Genomic DNA, 15,561 nt, shown 5'->3' with positions numbered 1-15,561 from the left:
GCTCGGGTGTTAGCGTGGCGCGACGCCTGCCACGCCCTTGATGACTGCGCGGTCGAGCCCGGATGCGAACATCCGCATCCCACGGCCCACAATCGAAGTCGCAAAAAATGCTCTCTTTCGAACCAAACGCGACATTTTTTGCAACCTCGATGGGGGTTGGTGCGCGTTTCAGCTATTCGGCTGTGCTCGCCTTGCGGTTGCGGCGCGATGTCTTGAAGGAACGCCAGATCTCCATAAGAAGCGGGATGCCCGAGATGAGCACGATGCCGATGATGAAGTACTCCGAGTACTTTTGCACAAAGTCGATCTGGCCCAAGAAGAAGCCGATGAGGGTGATGCCAACGGCCCAGAGGAACGCGCCGATAACGTTAAACGTTGCAAACGTCTTCCGGCTCATCTGGCCAACGCCGGCTGCGACGGGAACAAAGGCGCGGAACACCGGGAGGAACCGGGCAATGATGATGGCTTTGCCACCAAATTTTTCGAAGAATTCGTGCGTGCGCGCCACATTCTCGGGATTGAAGAAGCGGCTCTTCTCCTTATTGAACACGGCCGGGCCAACTTTTCGGCCGATGGTATAGGCCAGCTGATCGCCAAGGAAGGCCGCGACGAACACGAGCAGTGCTGTCACCCAGATCGGGTACGGAATAACTCCCGTTGCGGTCAGCAGACCGACCGTGAAGAGCAACGAGTCGCCAGGCATAAACGAGAGCACAAGGATGCCGGTCTCAAGAAATACGATGGCGCAGACCCCGAGTAGGACAAACGGCCCAAACCAGGTGATGAGCCATTCGGGCTCGAGCCAGTCAATTCCGAACAGGAGTGGTTGCACGCTGAGTCTCGTTTCGTTGATTGGGCTAGCCGCGTGAAAAATGGCGGGGGTTGACCGTCAGGGTACGCAGGCCCCGCCGAAGTCCGCCCCAATTCTACCGGGCCTCAGCCTTGGAAGACCCTGGGGCTTTCACTCTTTTGCGCATTCGACACCGGGATGCTCTGAGGTAAAAGCGATGGGGAGCAACCTCGCGCCGGGCGGAATCCGTCGCTCCGCCCTGAGGTACGCTGAAGCTCACAGCCACCTCCAAGGCCCGCTATGATTGGTAAGGTTCGCGGGAATGGTGGAATTGGTAGACACGCAGGATTTAGGTTCCTGTGCCGCAAGGCGTGAGGGTTCAAGTCCCTTTTCCCGCACCACATCAGAACCCCCTACATTTCTTTCGAACAAAGGGATGCAGGGGGTTTCTTTTTTGCCTCATTCTGGGTTTGGCTATCTCTTGTCCGATTAGCCTCCACAAAAGAAAATAGGCGTCGCCGACCTCAATCGACGTTGCGGCACAAACCTACCCGCAACGCAGAGGAGCCCCGACAAATCGTCAGGGCTCCTCTGTAACGCGTACGGCTACATAACTAGCATTTCTTCACGTAGACAGTCACCTGATTCGCGATAACACCCGATGTCTGAGGTGAAAGAATATTCGTCATCGTCTTGTTTGCCGCGTAAGTGCAGAACTGGCCAAGTGTGTTGTTAACCGAACGGTAAGTCTTGAGGCTGCCCACGGCTGTGTACCCGACGGTGTGCCGTTTACCAACGGTGTGATACCGGGTCGTGCCATCTCCAAAGCCTTGCACTGCGTCTCCCCACCGTGGGAGGACATCGGTCAGATAAATCGAGGCACTGTCAGCACCAGCCGATGCCGACAACCCAGCATTTGTCTGATCGTGGCAGTTCCTGTTAGCGGAGGCGCCGTGGAATGAGTCAACATCGCCGAGGCTGGGGCTGCATACGCTGATCGAATCTCGAAGAAGCTTGAGGAAGAACTCGAACGCCGAGGGCCCTGACAACTGCCGCATCAGCAGTGTTTGCTTCGAACGCATGGTCCTTACCGAAGAAGGCAGCTACGGCACACTCAACATGATGATGCGTGGAACCAACAATCCACCCAGGAAACACAGGGGTACATGACCAATGCTCAGGAAAAGACAGCATGCTGGCAACGCCCGAGCGATGCCAGCCAAAACCGCTAGTGCGAGTTGAGCACCGCCCAGGCGATCAACCCGTCGATACGACGCACATCTGCGCCCTTCCCAAGTTTCACCTTGATATGGCCCGCACGAGTCCAAAGCTCAATCTCGGCATCGCGATCCAGGATCCCACGAGCATTCTCGGAAGACCACATATTGATCGAGCTGTACGGAAGCGAGTACACCTCGACCTTCTTGCCAGTAAGGCCCTGTGCGTCACGAATAATCAACCGCTTAGTGGTGAATGTAGCGGAGTCACGGAAAGTTTGAAAGGACGCCACCGCTACCTCGCCCTCGACCAGAAAGCTGTTGATGTCGGCGGGAATAGCGATCTCGTTGCGCAGAGTCCAGCCGAGAGACGATGCAGGTTCCATTTTATTTCCTTTGGCTCATTACGCCCCAGCGGGCGCAGGCCTCATTCTACGCAACAACAGTGCAGACACGATAAAGCGATGCCGTCCGCAAAATCGCTACCGCACGGCCAAGCAAACCCAGTAATCACGCGGCACCTAAGACACCTGATCCCAAACAGCCTGCCCACTGTCGTTGAACAACTCGAGGCAGCCCTGGAACCAGGAATCAAGCCGACACGAACTCGAGAAGAACCACACGGGCATCACAGTGTCACAGCCACACTCGCCGAGCATGACGCTGCCGGTGAAGGCCCTGGCCTCGTGGATGTAGCAGGGGAGTGTCTCCGGCGTGGGTTTGTGCGCTGCAATGAACTGGGAAGTAGCGCACGAGATCACAGGTCACCTGCTCGACCATGAGCGAAGGTTTACGCCCTGCCAGTGACATTCAAGACGTGACCCCGTTGGTTGGATTCCCAACAGTGCCCGCAGCACAGGGGAACCCTGGGGCTCGGCCCGGCTCGAACGGGACTGCCACCCTCACCAGGCTGCGGGTTGGGCGCATCCTTACCGATAGATGCACCTTGGGCGAACTCAGGCTCAGAGTATCACGGGCTCAATGCGCGCATATCGGCCACAAAGATTGATAGTACGTCTGACTGTCATGCGTGGATAGCGAGGTTGAACATCGTTCGTCAGCGCTTGAGGCATGCGCTTATGAGAAGTTTGCATCAACCCAGTCGGGGAACCACTCAAGGAACGTTCGGGGGTTTGCTGGCATTCGCCGCCAGTCTGCGCCGCCATCGTCTGACCATAGGATTCCATCGGTGAGCTCGGCTAAGGCAGTTGCAGTGACTCCAGCCAGCAGCCATGTCGCTTTCGAACGTCCCAAGCTGCCCCTCATTGCCCAGGAGTACCCCAGTTGAGCAGCATTTTCGTACCCGAAACCGTCGATCTCAGCCCCAACTGCTGCCCGCGTGGCGACATCCTGCATGAGGTATTCTCGCCACTCGATAGCATCGGTCTCGGTTTTGCGGTCAAATCGGAAACCCAAGACCAATGTGTCGCCGTTCAAGGACACCCAACCGCAAGAGTTTTCGTTGAAATCCAGCCGAGCGGAACGAATCTCACATCCAGACTCGTCGATTACTCTGATTTGCGGGTTGAACGTAGAAAACTTTTCGACGGACCAGATCCGTAAAGCTGCAGAGTTATTGGCCAGAGCGGCCAGTGTTATCTGAGTCCTCGCTAATAACTCCTCTGCCGTCGGAATTCGCTGAGATGACGGGATGACTTCAAGGTGGATGGACATGACTTCCGTATCCTTCTGTCGGGGTTGCGTCGTAGTAGCCCATAAGTCTGCCAGCTCTAGGTGCGGCCATGACATAAGAACGACACCACCCCCCCCTTGCATCCCTGTAATAAAGGGATGCAAGGGGGCATCTTGTAACGATCAGCAGTGGTGAGATGCCTTTGGCATCAGGCTGTGTCACATCGCGTGCGTAATAAGCGGTTCAGGATTATCTCTTTATCTACTGTGGGCTCGCTTCTGATCGCCACCGCTAGATAGAGGGCGTTACTGACGAAGGGTCTGAGAGAACTCGCAAATGGAGAGACCAAAGCGACTCATCAACGTGCTGTTAGTCACCCAGGCTCTGCTGGCTTGTGTAGCGACGATAGTGGGTTTCTATATTGGCCTTGCCGCAGGCTTCGCGCTGTGTTCAGACCTGCAACCGTGCGACTTCGATCAGATCCAGTTCGGCAGGTTACTCGGTCTGTTTGGCCCGTTTTCGCTGCTGGTAGTCACAACCATATTGGTCAAAGCGGTTCCGCTGCCAAAGAAGGCGGTCGTCGTTATCGAGAGTATTGCCATTGTGGTCATGCTCCTGATCCCGCTGGCGGGCTGGATGATCGTCACAGCCGCTATCGACCAGTTCATTTCTGGTTGATGTTGAGAGACGCCAGTCAGCAGCAATTGGCTGCCCCCGAAGCTGCCGAGTCGTCCGTGACTACTCTGAGCCTCATGTCGAAAGCCGTCCTTTGCGGGGTCAGGGTCGTTTCTTGTGGCTGCCGTGCCCTTTGGTCTTCATTTTTTCTGCATGTTTCTCGGCTTGTTTCTGCCATTCGACTGGTTGCGCGGTGGTGTGCCGTGGGGATTTGTAATCACGCTTTTTTGTGCTTTGCCGCTTGGGTTGATGTGTGTTTTTTACGGTGCGGCATGGGTCCGTCGCGTCCGTCGCTTTCCGAAGGACATTCTTTTGGCGTTTTCCGGCGCAGGGCTGGGCATTGTTGGGTGGGCATTAGTCGTGATGCAGATCGTGAATTTGTTCTCTCAGCTTCGACCGTAGACCCTCGCACCGTTCTGTATCGCCGAGCGGGCGACGTCTCGTTCAGTTCCTCTCTGTCCAGCGTGCCCGCAGCCAACGCGTGTTAGTATTTGAGTACCGTCATTTTGTTCTTGGCGGTTGTGGCAGCATTCTTGGGGAAGGCTGCCACGATGTTTAGGGGTTCTCTGCACCAGCAGAGACACTGTTCAGTGCTTTCGCCGGCACGTGCTTCTCAGGGGGAGTCGCACGTACACGCTCGTCAGACGACGGTAATCCTCAGTAGGGGCATCAGTTGAGGGGCTGACTGTCTGGGGTGTTGCTTGGTTTGGCAGGTCTTGCCGTTGGGTCATCCGCCATTTGGATGCGCGCAATCGTGCTTGGGTGAGCGCACGCATTTCGTTCCCCTCACCGTTTTGATCTGAAAGGCACTATGAAACTGCCAAAACTTCGAGTGTGTATTGCAACCTCTGTGGCTGCTCTGCTGCTTGCTCCGGCGAGCGTCGCATTTGCGTCTGACGAGCCAACCACGCCAGTACCCTCGGTGAGCAATATTTCTGCAGACCAGGGTGGCCTTTGGTCCGATGATGCCGGCGTTGTCCCCACGTTTAGCGCCGCTGTTGGGTTCATGGGCCGCGCGGCTCTGCCCGACGACAATGAACTGGTGACGATGCCTGACCCCGTGTTGTATTCGATCGTGTCGCAGAAAGTTGGACAGCCGACGCTTACCCGCGGAGGCCTTCGCCAGTTGGCCACACTCAAGAATCCGAACTCGGGCATCACCGACCTCACCGGTCTTGAATATGCCTCGAACCTTGACCTGATCGACCTGAGCGGAAATCCGATCACCTCTATTGAGCCGCTTCGGGGGCTTGTTGGTATCCGTCAGCTGAACGTCAGCAGCACTCAGATCACTGACATCGCCGCTGTGGCATCCATGCCAATTATCAACTACCTCCAGTTCAACTGGACAACTGTTGCAGACCTTGAACCGGTTCGTGGCAAAACTATGCTGTGGCGCATCGAGATGGCCGCAACCAAGGTTGCGAGCCTCGACCCAGTTATCGGGCTTAACGACCTGCTCGAACTGTATTTTCAAGAGACTCCAGTGAGCGACATTACGCCGTTGGCTGACCTGACCAAGCTCATTACGTTGTCCGCGCCGAATACGGAGATCTCCGACCTGCATCCCGTTGCTGGGCTGCCAAAGCTTCAGATTGTGAACATCAACGGCGCGCGTGTGTCTGACCTCTCGATGGTGGATACCTGGCCAAGCCTGAGGCAGGTTGGGTTCCTGAACCAGCGCGTGACCGGCATCCCGGTTGTTGCGTCACAGACCGAATCGACGTACCGCACAACCGAGGCGACCACGGCCCCGTTCACGATGCTTGAGGATGTTGTTCTCACGGCCAGCGGAAGCGCGACGACCACGCCTGAGGGCCTGACCATTTGGGCCGACATTCCTGCGGATGCGACCGGTCTCACCTCGAAGATCTCGGGTGACCCGCTGCCTGGCTCCGGGGCGACCTACTCGGCCACGCTGACGTACCCACTGACCCGCGCTGACTTCACCAATGCCGACCCGGCTGAGGTTCCTATTGGCAGCGCTTCGTCATTCCAGTTCACCGTGGATGCCAACTTTGTGAACGGCCCGTTCTCGCTGATATCTGGCGAGGTGCCCGGGCTTGAACTGGATGCCTCCGGTGTCCTTGCCGGCACCCCGACGGAGGAGGGAACGTTCCCGCTGTCCGTTCGCCGAACGGATGCCTACGGCAACATGATCGATCACGACTACACCGTGGTTGTTGGGAAGGCCATCGTGGTTGATCCTCCTGTGGTGCCGACGGACCCAACTGACCCGACTGATCCGACGGACCCGATCGTCCCTCCAGTGGTTCCGACGGACCCTGCCGTTCCCGGTCAGGTGCCAAACAACGAGACCGTGACGAGCGGCGCTTCACTTGCTACAACGGGTAATGGCACGCCCAGCCTTACTGCTGCCGGCGCCATTCTTGCTCTGATTGCAGGAGCTGCTGTCGCTCTCGTCGCTCGCCGTCGTGTTGTACCCGGCAAGTAGCAACCCTGCTGGTCGCTGATCGGCAGTGATCGCATCCGGAATGCCTCGTCCTGTGTAGGACGGGGCATTCTGTGTTTTGGGAGCGCCGAGAATGACGGGCAGACGGTTCGCCGTGATGTCGACGCGCAAACGTGGAGATGCGAGGGAGCTGGCCGTTACAGGTGATGAGTGAGCCGCAGAAAATCCCTCGCATGGAGCTGCCCAACGGCCTCAAGATCGTGCAGCCCGAGGCCAGGCGTGTCGGTCAAGTACTGGCTGATATGAAGCGATTGTTCGAGGGTAAACCCATCGTCTGGCGAGATATTCGCAGGGAGTTCCGCGCGCTGGTAGCGGTCTTCAAGCTCAACAAGCGGCTGTGCGAACGTTGGCCCGCTATGGCCCATATTGCTGTGTGCCCATCGGGCGAGGCCGCGCAAGCTCAGGTTGCCGCTCAGGTACTCAGCGCATTTCCGTCGAAGCGCCAAGATCTCAAGGGTTTCGCTTCCGACGACGAGGTCTGGATACCCGATACTGTGCATCGCCCTACTGACAACGAGCTGACGGTCGACCGAGAACGCCTCAGGATACAGGCTTGCGATCTCGACGATTGCTGGAGCTTGATCGCCCTCTGCCAACAGGAGTTCGGCAACGTTGATGACCTGCTCAAAATCGACGTCGAGAAACATCCAAGCAGCGCACACCTCGCGAAGGTCATCTCGGGTGGCTGGTGTTGTTGTCATTGTGTGACCGATGTGCGACAACACGTGTGGGTGATCATTGGGCGTCCTTCGTGATGCTGATTGTGGTTGATGGCTTAACTGGTTAAGAGAGAAAGCATCCGAATAACTTACGTTTGTGTGTTGTGATTGGTTCGCTTGGCTGCGGTATCGAGTCTTCTGAGGCCAAGGTTTTCTTCTTCTGTCAAGCGACTTCACGTTTTGAAACTCAGTAAGAAACGTTAATGAAACGACGGGGCCCAGCAGCGCCGCTCCTCTTGTCGTTCGTGGGCATCTGGTCGATGTGGCGCTACGAGATCGGCGTTTAGGAAGCAACGGCTCGCCGCATGAGCGACGTTGGGTTCAGCGCCACGGTTGTTGCTGCAGAGAGAGGTGGTTTGTTGTTTTTTCTGATTAAGGGTAGCCTAACCTAAGGTCGGGGGCCGTGGTTTGAGCCGGTCTATGCCCCGGCGGAACTATCCCAAGTAGTCAGGAGAACCATGCCACTGCTTCGCGGGCGTTTGCGCGCCACGATTCTCGCCGTTGCGGCAATAGCCGCCATCGTCACAACGGGGGTGATGCCGGCTCAAGCCATTAACGAACGACAACCGCTCACCGATCTTCGGCTCGATATCGCGCCCAACCAGGAATATCAGCAAGCCGACTCGCTCGGACATGTCTGTAACTACTTCTCCGCAGGCGAAGAATCGGCATTCCGCGAAGAACTCGGCAACGTCTCGATCGTCAAGCTTGCGGCGGATGGCAGCGCCCAGCGGGCATCCAAAGCGAATATTTGCCTCCCGATGGAAGGCAAAAGTATCAATCAGCGAGCACGTTTTTTGCACGGCGACGGAGCGCTCGACCCGGTGACGGGTGCTGGCGAGGTTCGCTGGAGTGGGGCGTTTACCGCAAACGCATACGGAGGACTCGTACCGTGGACGGTCAAGGACCCCGTGCTGAGCGTTGGCGCTGACGGCTCAGGCGAGCTGCGGGCGGTCGCCGGTGGATTTGGCGCGAACATGGAGAACCCGGAAGGCGGATTCCCCCTGCGGTCGCGCGAGGTTGTCCTTGCCACATTCGCGTCAGTTTCCATCGGAACGGGGGCCATCGAGATTGCCCCTGACTTTGCCGGTCGCGACTATTTCCCGCTGAACGAGCCTGGTGTTGCAGAGTCGGGCCGCAGCGCAACATCCGCGATTCCCGCCGAGAATAAGGGAAAGCCTGGCTGGGGATCGTGGCCCGAATCGTTCGTCGATTTCCACTACGAGAGCGGACTGGCCTCGTATTGGCACACGAGCGGCGGCAGCGCTGACCCGAATAAGGCGCCGATGCCGCTGCGCGTGGTTGCTGGCGGTGATGCTGGGACCGAGCGGCCAATCATTACCGCCAATCCCGCATCCAACCTCGAGTTTCCGGTACTCGAAGGCAATAACGTCATGATCTCGGCGTCGGCCACCGGCGCACGCGGCGTGTTCTGGGAGCGAAAGGACAGCAAGACCGAACCGTGGCGTGCCATCCAAGGCGCGAACGAGGAGAAGCTTGCCCTCCCCTCAATCGGGTCTGAGTGGAACGGCGTGTCCGTGCGTTTTGTCGCCGAAAATGCCGCGGGTCAGAGTTATTCGGCCGAGCTTAGGCTCCAGACGGAGACTCCGCGTGAGCTTCGCATCGACCAGCAACCCGGCGCAGTGCTCGCAATCGAGGGAATGCGCCCGGTACTCGACGTGACCGCCTCTGGTACGCCAGGGCCAACAGTCTTTGTTGTTGAGCGTTCGTTCGATCAGGGCGAGACGTGGGCAACGCTTGACGGTGTCACCCAGTCACGGAGCACCTCAGGCTCCGGCCAGCGGTTGCTCCTTCCCCCAGCGGATGCCGTCGGCAACAGCCAGGTGCGGGTCCTGGTTTCAAACCGGCTCGGACAGAGCGTTCGCACCGAAGCTACCGCGTATCGCGTGGTTGCGGCGACTGGTAAACCTCAGATTGTGCTCGGTAGCGACAGCGTTCTCGACCCAGCTGTCGGCGGAACCGTCACCGTTGTTGGCGCAAACATTTCGGTGCCGCCATCAGACGGAAGCGGCTCGTACTCTCTCGACGTCGCCCTGTTTGAGGATGCCGACTGGCAGCCGGGGATGGAAGGCTCACGAAACTGGATCGCGACCTCGCCAGATTCCGAATGGGGTCAGCTCTACCCAGCAGAGCTGAACGCCTCGGGAGGCGCGTTCACCGTGAGCATCACCGTGGCCGCAGGCGATCTTGATGCCGAGCGATCGCACGGGGTTGCCACCTTCCTGCGGCACACCAACCTGTGGTGGCAGGAATCCTTCACCGACCGAAGCGCGGACAGCTACACGCGGCTTGCCATTGCCGCGCCGGATGCTGCTCCAGTCGAGATCCCGGAATCCCAGCTCACCGAGGAGAACCGTGGCGGCCTGACCGCAGAGGTCACTGCCGACGGGATGATCACCGCAACGGTGCTCGGGCAGCGGGCCGATTCTAACGTCTACCTCAGCGTGCGCTCCGAATCCACGGGGCTCGGCTGGACACGGCTGGACGAGGGACTGACCGCATCGGCCCCGCTCCCGATCGCGCTCGAACCGGGCATCCACAGGGTTATTGTGCAGGATGTTTCGGGTGCGCTGCTCGGCTGGGCATCCTTCGAGGTCACGGAAACCGTGAAGCCAGTTGACCCGACGATCACGCCGAGGCCAAACGAGCCATCGTCAACCGATCAGCCGGCAATCGGAGCCAACGGTGAGAACGCGACCGGGGGAGTGCACGCCGCCGGCGGGCTCGCGGCCACCGGCGGTGGTACCGCGTCCGCAGCGCTTGCCGCGGGTTCTAGCGCGGCATTGCTCGGGGCAATCCTTCTGCTCCGCCGTCGCAAACAGGCCTAGACACTGACCGAATTACACAGGACTGTGGCGCTGAGACCAGAAGAGGTCCCAGCGCCACAGTCCTGTTACGGTGCTGGTGGGAGCACCGTAACTCGCCTTGCCCTAGATCATCCGGCGACGTCGGACGATCACGAGAGTCAAACCTGCGACGAGCAACAGACCTGCCGCGCCGAGGGCTCCGAAGGTGTCGGACGCGCCGGTCACTGCCAAGGACCTTGCTCCGCCGGAGCCACCGCCGGTGCCGTTGCCCGAGCCGCCGGTTCCGCCGTTGCCTCCGCCATTATTGCCCCCGTTGGTTCCCCCATCGGCGGCGTAGTAGGTGAAGTTGGCCGGGTTAGAGACGAGCGCCGCCACGACAATGTCGCCTGCCGCTGCGGGAGCCGCGCCCGTTGGAGCATCCGGTGCCTCGACCACAACCGGCACAGTTGCCGCAACGTGCTTCGGCGAGGTGACCGTGATGGTGGTGTCGGAGTTGACTGTGAAATTCACCCCGGCGTCACCATCGAACGTCACACCGGTAGCCTCGGTGAAACCGCTTCCGGCGATTGTCACAACCGTGCCTCCGGTGTCAGGTCCGCGGGTTGGCGTGATTCCGGTGATGATAGGTGTTCCATCGGCGACGTAGGTGAAGGCGTCATCGAGGAGGCCGGAACCGCACTCGCCTGCTCCTTCAACTCGGATGTCGACCACTCCCGTTCCAGCGGGTTCGGTTGCCGTAATCGTGGTGTCGTTGACCACCGTGAATGTGCCCGCCGGAACGTCCCCGAAGAAGACCCCGGTGGCTTCGGTGAAGCAGTGCCCGGTGATCGTGACAAGGACTCCGCCCGATTCGGGCCCGACCGGTGGGTTCACCGCATCGATCTCGGTGATCGCGTAGTAGGTAAACTGCGCAGGATTTGAGTCGTTGTCATCGTGAGTGACAACAACGGGAACGGTTCCTGGGTCGTGCTGCGGCGTGACCGCGGTGACCGAGGTGTCACTCACAACGGTGAACGACGTTGCCGGGACTCCGTCCACCGTAACTCCAGTCGCGCCGGTGAAGTTGTCACCCGTGATAGTTACCGTCGTTCCTCCAGACTCAGGCCCACGGTTGGGAGCGATCGATGCGATCACCGCATCCGGCCCTCCAGCAACCACATAGGTGAAGCCGTTGGTGAGCGTGGCCTCGCCACAGTCGCCAATGCCAACCACCCGTACGTTCACCGAGCCGCTTCCCGCTGGTGTTACTGCCGTGATCTCGGTGTCGCTGACGATCAAGAAGCTCGCTGCCGAGTTGCCACCGAAGGCGACCGCGGTCGCTCCGGTGAAGCATTTGCCAGTGATGGTGACGGATGTTCCGCCTGCTTCGGGTCCGGATGCCGGGTTGACCGAGTTGATAGCGCTCACCGCGTAGTAGGTAAACGTGGAAGGTTCGCTGTTGCCGCCGGTCTTTGAAACGATGACGTCAACCGGGCCTGCCGTGTGTGCTGGCGAGGTGACGGTGATTTCGGTATCGCTGACAACGGTGAATGCCGTCCCAGCGGTGCCACCAAACGTGACCCCATCCGCATCAGTGAAACCGGTACCCGCGATGGTTACCCCAGTGCCTCCTGCTTCTGGGCCTCGAACTGGGTCGAGTGAGGTGATGGCGGCTGGCTCGATGTATTCGTAGCCGTCGTCGATTTGGCCGTTGCCGCATTCGGTTGTGCCGGTGACTCGGATGTCGACGGTGCCGGTTCCTGCCGGTGCGACGGCGGTGATTTGGGTGTTGCTGTCGACGGTGAAGGAGGTTGCCGGTGTCGTTCCGAAGAAGACGCCGGTTGCTCCGGTGAAGCAGGTTCCGGTGATGGTGACGGTGGTGCCGCCGGATTCTGGTCCGCTACCTGGGGTGACTTCGTCTACTGCGGTTGTGGCGAAGTAGATGAAGGTTTGGGGAACCGAGGCGAGGGCCGTTTTGTTGACCACAACATCCACAGCGCCAAGCGTATGCGCGGGGGACGTGACCGTGATCTCGGTGTCGCTGACCACGTCAAACGCGGTTCCGGCAGCGCCATCGAATGTTGCGCCAGTTGCTCCCGTGAAATCGGTTCCGGTGATGGTAACTACCGTGCCGCCTGTGACCGGTCCCCGATCTGGGGCAAGAGAAGCCACAATTGGCGAGCCAGGCGCGACATACGTGAAGGCATCATTCATGGTGCCAGTTCCACACTCGCCAAGACCAGCAACGTTGACGTCTACAACCCCGGCTCCGGCAGGAGCCGTTGTCGTGATTTCGGTGTCGCTGACAACCGTGAATGCCGTCGCTGGTGTCGCACCAAAGCTCACGGCAGTTGCTCCGGTGAAGCAATGGCCCAAAATCGTGACGGTCTGGCCGCCGGCCTCGGGTCCAGAGTTGGGGGTCACCGAATCAATCGTTGTGACCGGGTAGTAGGTGAAGGTGCCTGGTGAGCTTGGTCCATCCGCGTTGGTGACAATTACGTCAGCGGCGCCAGGGCTATGCTCCGGCGTTACCGCAGTGATGCTTGTTGCCGATTGAACAACAACCGAGGTTGCGGGCGCACCGCCAATGGTCACCCCGGTTGTGCCAGTGAGGTTTGTCCCGGTGATGGTGACCGAGGTGCCTCCCGTTTCGGGCCCACGATTCGGCGCGACCGAGGTAACTGTCGGAAGCGCGAGGGCAGTGGTCCGCACCGTGGCCGACGCTAAGTTGATTTTGATGGCGCTCAGCTGGGGGAGCACCACAAGGCTCAGCGCGCGCTGCGTGAAGGAACCAGCGTCGGATGCCGTCGGCTCCCGAAAACTGCCTGGCTCTTCCTGCACGTTGATCGTGATGCTGACGATCTGGTTCACGATGTTGAGCAGCGGACTCAGCGCGAGTGCCGTGTCCGTCGCGAGGTCACTGACCTCCGTTTCGAGCCCGTCGAGGTCAAGCGCGGTGGTGAGCACGCCGCCAACTGCCGGAACTAAGGTGTCCGTGAGAAAGTCGGTCAGCGGCGCAACCAGATCCGCAACTGGGAGGCCGAGCAGGTTTGTTCCCGCCAGGCTGAGGGTCGGTGCTGCCTGTCCCGCATTGCCGAGGAAGCTGCCAACGGTTCCGCTGGCGGTGATGCTCAGCGCTCCGACGGTGGTCTGGAGCGGCGCAACGCCGAGTTTGACGGTTGCACCAACATGCACTGACATCGCCGTCGAGTTGAGCGTGTTTGTCACGGCTGTTGTGAGCGCCGTTGGGAGCTGGACGGTAAGGATGTCGCTGATTGCCTCGCTGAGTTCATCCGCGACGGCTTGTCCGCTCAGCAGCTGCGTGTTTGGGCCTGCCGAGTTCAGCGCCTGGACCTCGTTGAGGTCGATAAGGATCTCTCCCGTTGACAGATCGATGGTGACCGGGCCTTTGACAAAGGTCTGTTGGGTCACGCTTGAGAGCGCCTGAGCGAGATCGAGGTTTACTGTTCCCGTGACGCCGAGGCCATCAAGTGAAACGAGCCCCCCGAGAAGCCCATTGAGGATGCTCGTGAGCCCGCCAGATAGCTGGCTCGTGATTCCGCTGAGCGCCCCGCCTGTTCCGGTGATGTTGTTCACCACGGTGCTCGTGTCACCAAGTGTTGCGTCGAGGTCGCCCGTCAGGTCGGCAAGCGCCGGGCTTGTGAGCCGAAGCTTGCCACTCGCGATCTGGTAAGTCCCGTTGGCGGTGTTTGGTGCACCAGGGGTCACCGAGGCCCGCGCCGAGAGCGCGCCGAGTTCCAACTTCAGCTCTGAGATCAGTTGCTGTGCTCCGATGGCCGAGATGGCACTGGTGAGGTTGAGTGACGAATTCTCGCCTGGGGTGCCTGTGCCAGCGGCGATTGATCCGTCGGAGCCGATGAGACCAGAGGAAGCGATGCTCTGCGTTGAGGATGTGCTTGCGTACTGGCCAACGGCGCCAAGCGTGAGTGTGTCTTGCCCGTTGAAGAGTCGGATGCCGTTGCCAAGGTCAAGATTGAGTAACCGGAGTACGTCAAGATCGAGTGGGTTTGTGCTCGCTACGCCGTTGCTGTACGCGCCTTCGAGCTCTGCAACGGTGTCAAGATTGATGAGGCCACCTCCGGAGAGCATGAGCCCTTCGGATTCGGCACGGTCTGTTGATGCCGCCTGTGCTGGCAACGAAAAACCCCCGACTGCAAGCGCGGAGGCTGCAACGAGGGCAAGAGTTTTGAACGCGGTCGGGGATTGAGAGAGTTTTCTTAATCCGATCGATTCTCGGTGAGTTGGCGGCGACTGGGGTTGCCTACCGGCCCCCTGAGTTTCGTCGGAAATCCTCTTGATTTGAGGCATGATGAACTCCCTTCTGAGCATGCCAAAATTGGGCCTCGATGCACCTCCCGTTGCACACCATGGCCCACGTCAACCCTCGTGACTGGCACGTTGATGTTGACGATAGTTCCGACGCTCAGCGAACGTCAAGCTTTTAATTTTTATGAAGTTTTTTGTATAGGGGGGCACAAACTATTTACGTGAGATAACAAACTGATGAAGACACTTCCGTAACTGACGAGGTCGAGTTAGCATTCGAATTATCCGAGCGAAGGGGCTCGGACTCCGGGAAAAAGGGTAGGCAAAAATGAATACACTTCTTGGCACGTCTGTGTCACAACATCCCCCCGTTCGAAACACTTCACACAAATGGCGGGCCGTTCTGGCCGGCGGTTTGGTCCTCGGCGTTGGAGCCGCCGTCACGCTTGCGGCATGGAACGATTCCGAATTTGCAACCGGCACATTCACCGCAGGAACCTTCAACCTTGAGGGAAGCGATGACGGGACGGCCTACAACGAGCACAGCACGCTGGGCACAGCTGACGCCCTAGGGTTCACCGTTGCCCCAAATAATCTTGCGCCCGGTGACACGGTCTACGCGCCGTTCTCGGTCCGCCTTGATGACCAAACGACGAAGGATGCGGTTGTCACCGTCTCGGCGGAGGCAAGCACCGGCGTCGTCACGAACCTCACCTACACGCTGGTGACCACCTCAACGAACGGCTGCAACGCCGCAGCAGTAGCGGCGGGCACCTCGATTGTCGCCGCTGGTGCTGCTCTCGGCTCGGTTCCTGGGGGTGTAACGTTCGACCTCGAACAGGGCGCAACGGGTTCTGCTGGTGAGGCCGTCAACCTGTGCTTCGCCGTTTCCGCGGGCAGTATCGGCCAGGGGCAAAGCGGCACAGCCACCTGGAAGTTCACCGCCAGTTCTGAGTAGCT

General features: G+C 59.4%; 10 protein-coding genes and 1 tRNA gene. 6 read left to right on the top strand and 5 right to left on the bottom strand.

Annotation, left to right across the window (positions count from 1 at the left end):
• Positions 1–172 precede the first annotated feature (172 nt).
• Positions 173–832 (bottom strand): DedA family protein, encoded by a 660-nt coding sequence (locus tag FHX76_RS06600; RefSeq protein ID WP_341777878.1) that lies wholly within the window; start codon positions 830–832, stop codon positions 173–175.
• A gap of 274 nt (positions 833–1,106) precedes the next feature.
• On the opposite strand from FHX76_RS06600, the gene FHX76_RS06595 reads away from it, so the two are divergent.
• Positions 1,107–1,191, top strand: a tRNA-Leu gene (locus FHX76_RS06595).
• Between the two features lie 827 nt (positions 1,192–2,018).
• Here the strand turns inward: FHX76_RS06595 and FHX76_RS06590 are convergent.
• Entirely contained in the window at positions 2,019–2,393 is a 375-nt protein-coding gene (locus FHX76_RS06590; protein WP_167149084.1) for a PH domain-containing protein, read from the bottom strand.
• 691 nt (positions 2,394–3,084) lie between these two features.
• Positions 3,085–3,681, bottom strand: a complete 597-nt coding sequence (locus FHX76_RS06585) for a hypothetical protein (protein ID WP_167149082.1) — start codon at positions 3,679–3,681, stop codon at positions 3,085–3,087.
• A 322-nt stretch (positions 3,682–4,003) separates the two neighbouring features.
• Here FHX76_RS06585 and FHX76_RS06580 point away from each other — a divergent pair, with 322 nt between their 5' ends.
• From FHX76_RS06580 to FHX76_RS06570, 3 genes are all read left to right on the top strand, one after another.
• On the top strand, positions 4,004–4,318 hold the full coding sequence (locus FHX76_RS06580) for a hypothetical protein (RefSeq protein ID WP_167149080.1): 315 nt from the start codon (positions 4,004–4,006) through the stop codon (positions 4,316–4,318).
• Positions 4,319–4,432: 114 nt separating this feature from the next.
• Positions 4,433–4,717 (top strand): hypothetical protein, encoded by a 285-nt coding sequence (locus tag FHX76_RS06575; RefSeq protein ID WP_167149078.1) that lies wholly within the window; start codon positions 4,433–4,435, stop codon positions 4,715–4,717.
• A 409-nt stretch (positions 4,718–5,126) separates the two neighbouring features.
• Positions 5,127–6,770: a leucine-rich repeat domain-containing protein gene (locus tag FHX76_RS06570; protein ID WP_167149076.1), complete on the top strand. Its 1,644-nt coding sequence runs from the start codon at positions 5,127–5,129 to the stop codon at positions 6,768–6,770.
• Positions 6,771–6,925: 155 nt separating this feature from the next.
• Here the strand turns inward: FHX76_RS06570 and FHX76_RS06565 are convergent, their stop codons facing one another.
• Complete coding sequence (locus tag FHX76_RS06565; RefSeq protein WP_167149074.1) at positions 6,926–7,489, bottom strand: hypothetical protein; 564 nt, start codon at positions 7,487–7,489, stop codon at positions 6,926–6,928.
• A gap of 476 nt (positions 7,490–7,965) precedes the next feature.
• On the opposite strand from FHX76_RS06565, the gene FHX76_RS06560 reads away from it, so the two are divergent.
• On the top strand, positions 7,966–10,356 hold the full coding sequence (locus tag FHX76_RS06560; RefSeq protein WP_167149072.1) for a hypothetical protein: 2,391 nt from the start codon (positions 7,966–7,968) through the stop codon (positions 10,354–10,356).
• Between the two features lie 102 nt (positions 10,357–10,458).
• Here the strand turns inward: FHX76_RS06560 and FHX76_RS06555 are convergent, their stop codons facing one another.
• On the bottom strand, positions 10,459–14,472 hold the full coding sequence (locus FHX76_RS06555) for an IPT/TIG domain-containing protein (protein ID WP_167149069.1): 4,014 nt from the start codon (positions 14,470–14,472) through the stop codon (positions 10,459–10,461).
• A gap of 481 nt (positions 14,473–14,953) precedes the next feature.
• Between FHX76_RS06555 and FHX76_RS06550 the strand changes: the two genes are divergently transcribed.
• Positions 14,954–15,559 carry a SipW-dependent-type signal peptide-containing protein gene (locus FHX76_RS06550; RefSeq protein WP_341777877.1) on the top strand — a complete coding sequence of 202 codons (606 nt, stop codon included), beginning with the start codon at positions 14,954–14,956 and terminating at the stop codon, positions 15,557–15,559.
• Positions 15,560–15,561: the final 2 nt, after the last annotated feature.

The sequence above is a fragment of the Lysinibacter cavernae genome (assembly GCF_011758565.1).
GTDB lineage: Bacteria > Actinomycetota > Actinomycetes > Actinomycetales > Microbacteriaceae > Lysinibacter > Lysinibacter cavernae.
This window is presented reverse-complemented; position numbering and strand designations above follow the sequence as displayed.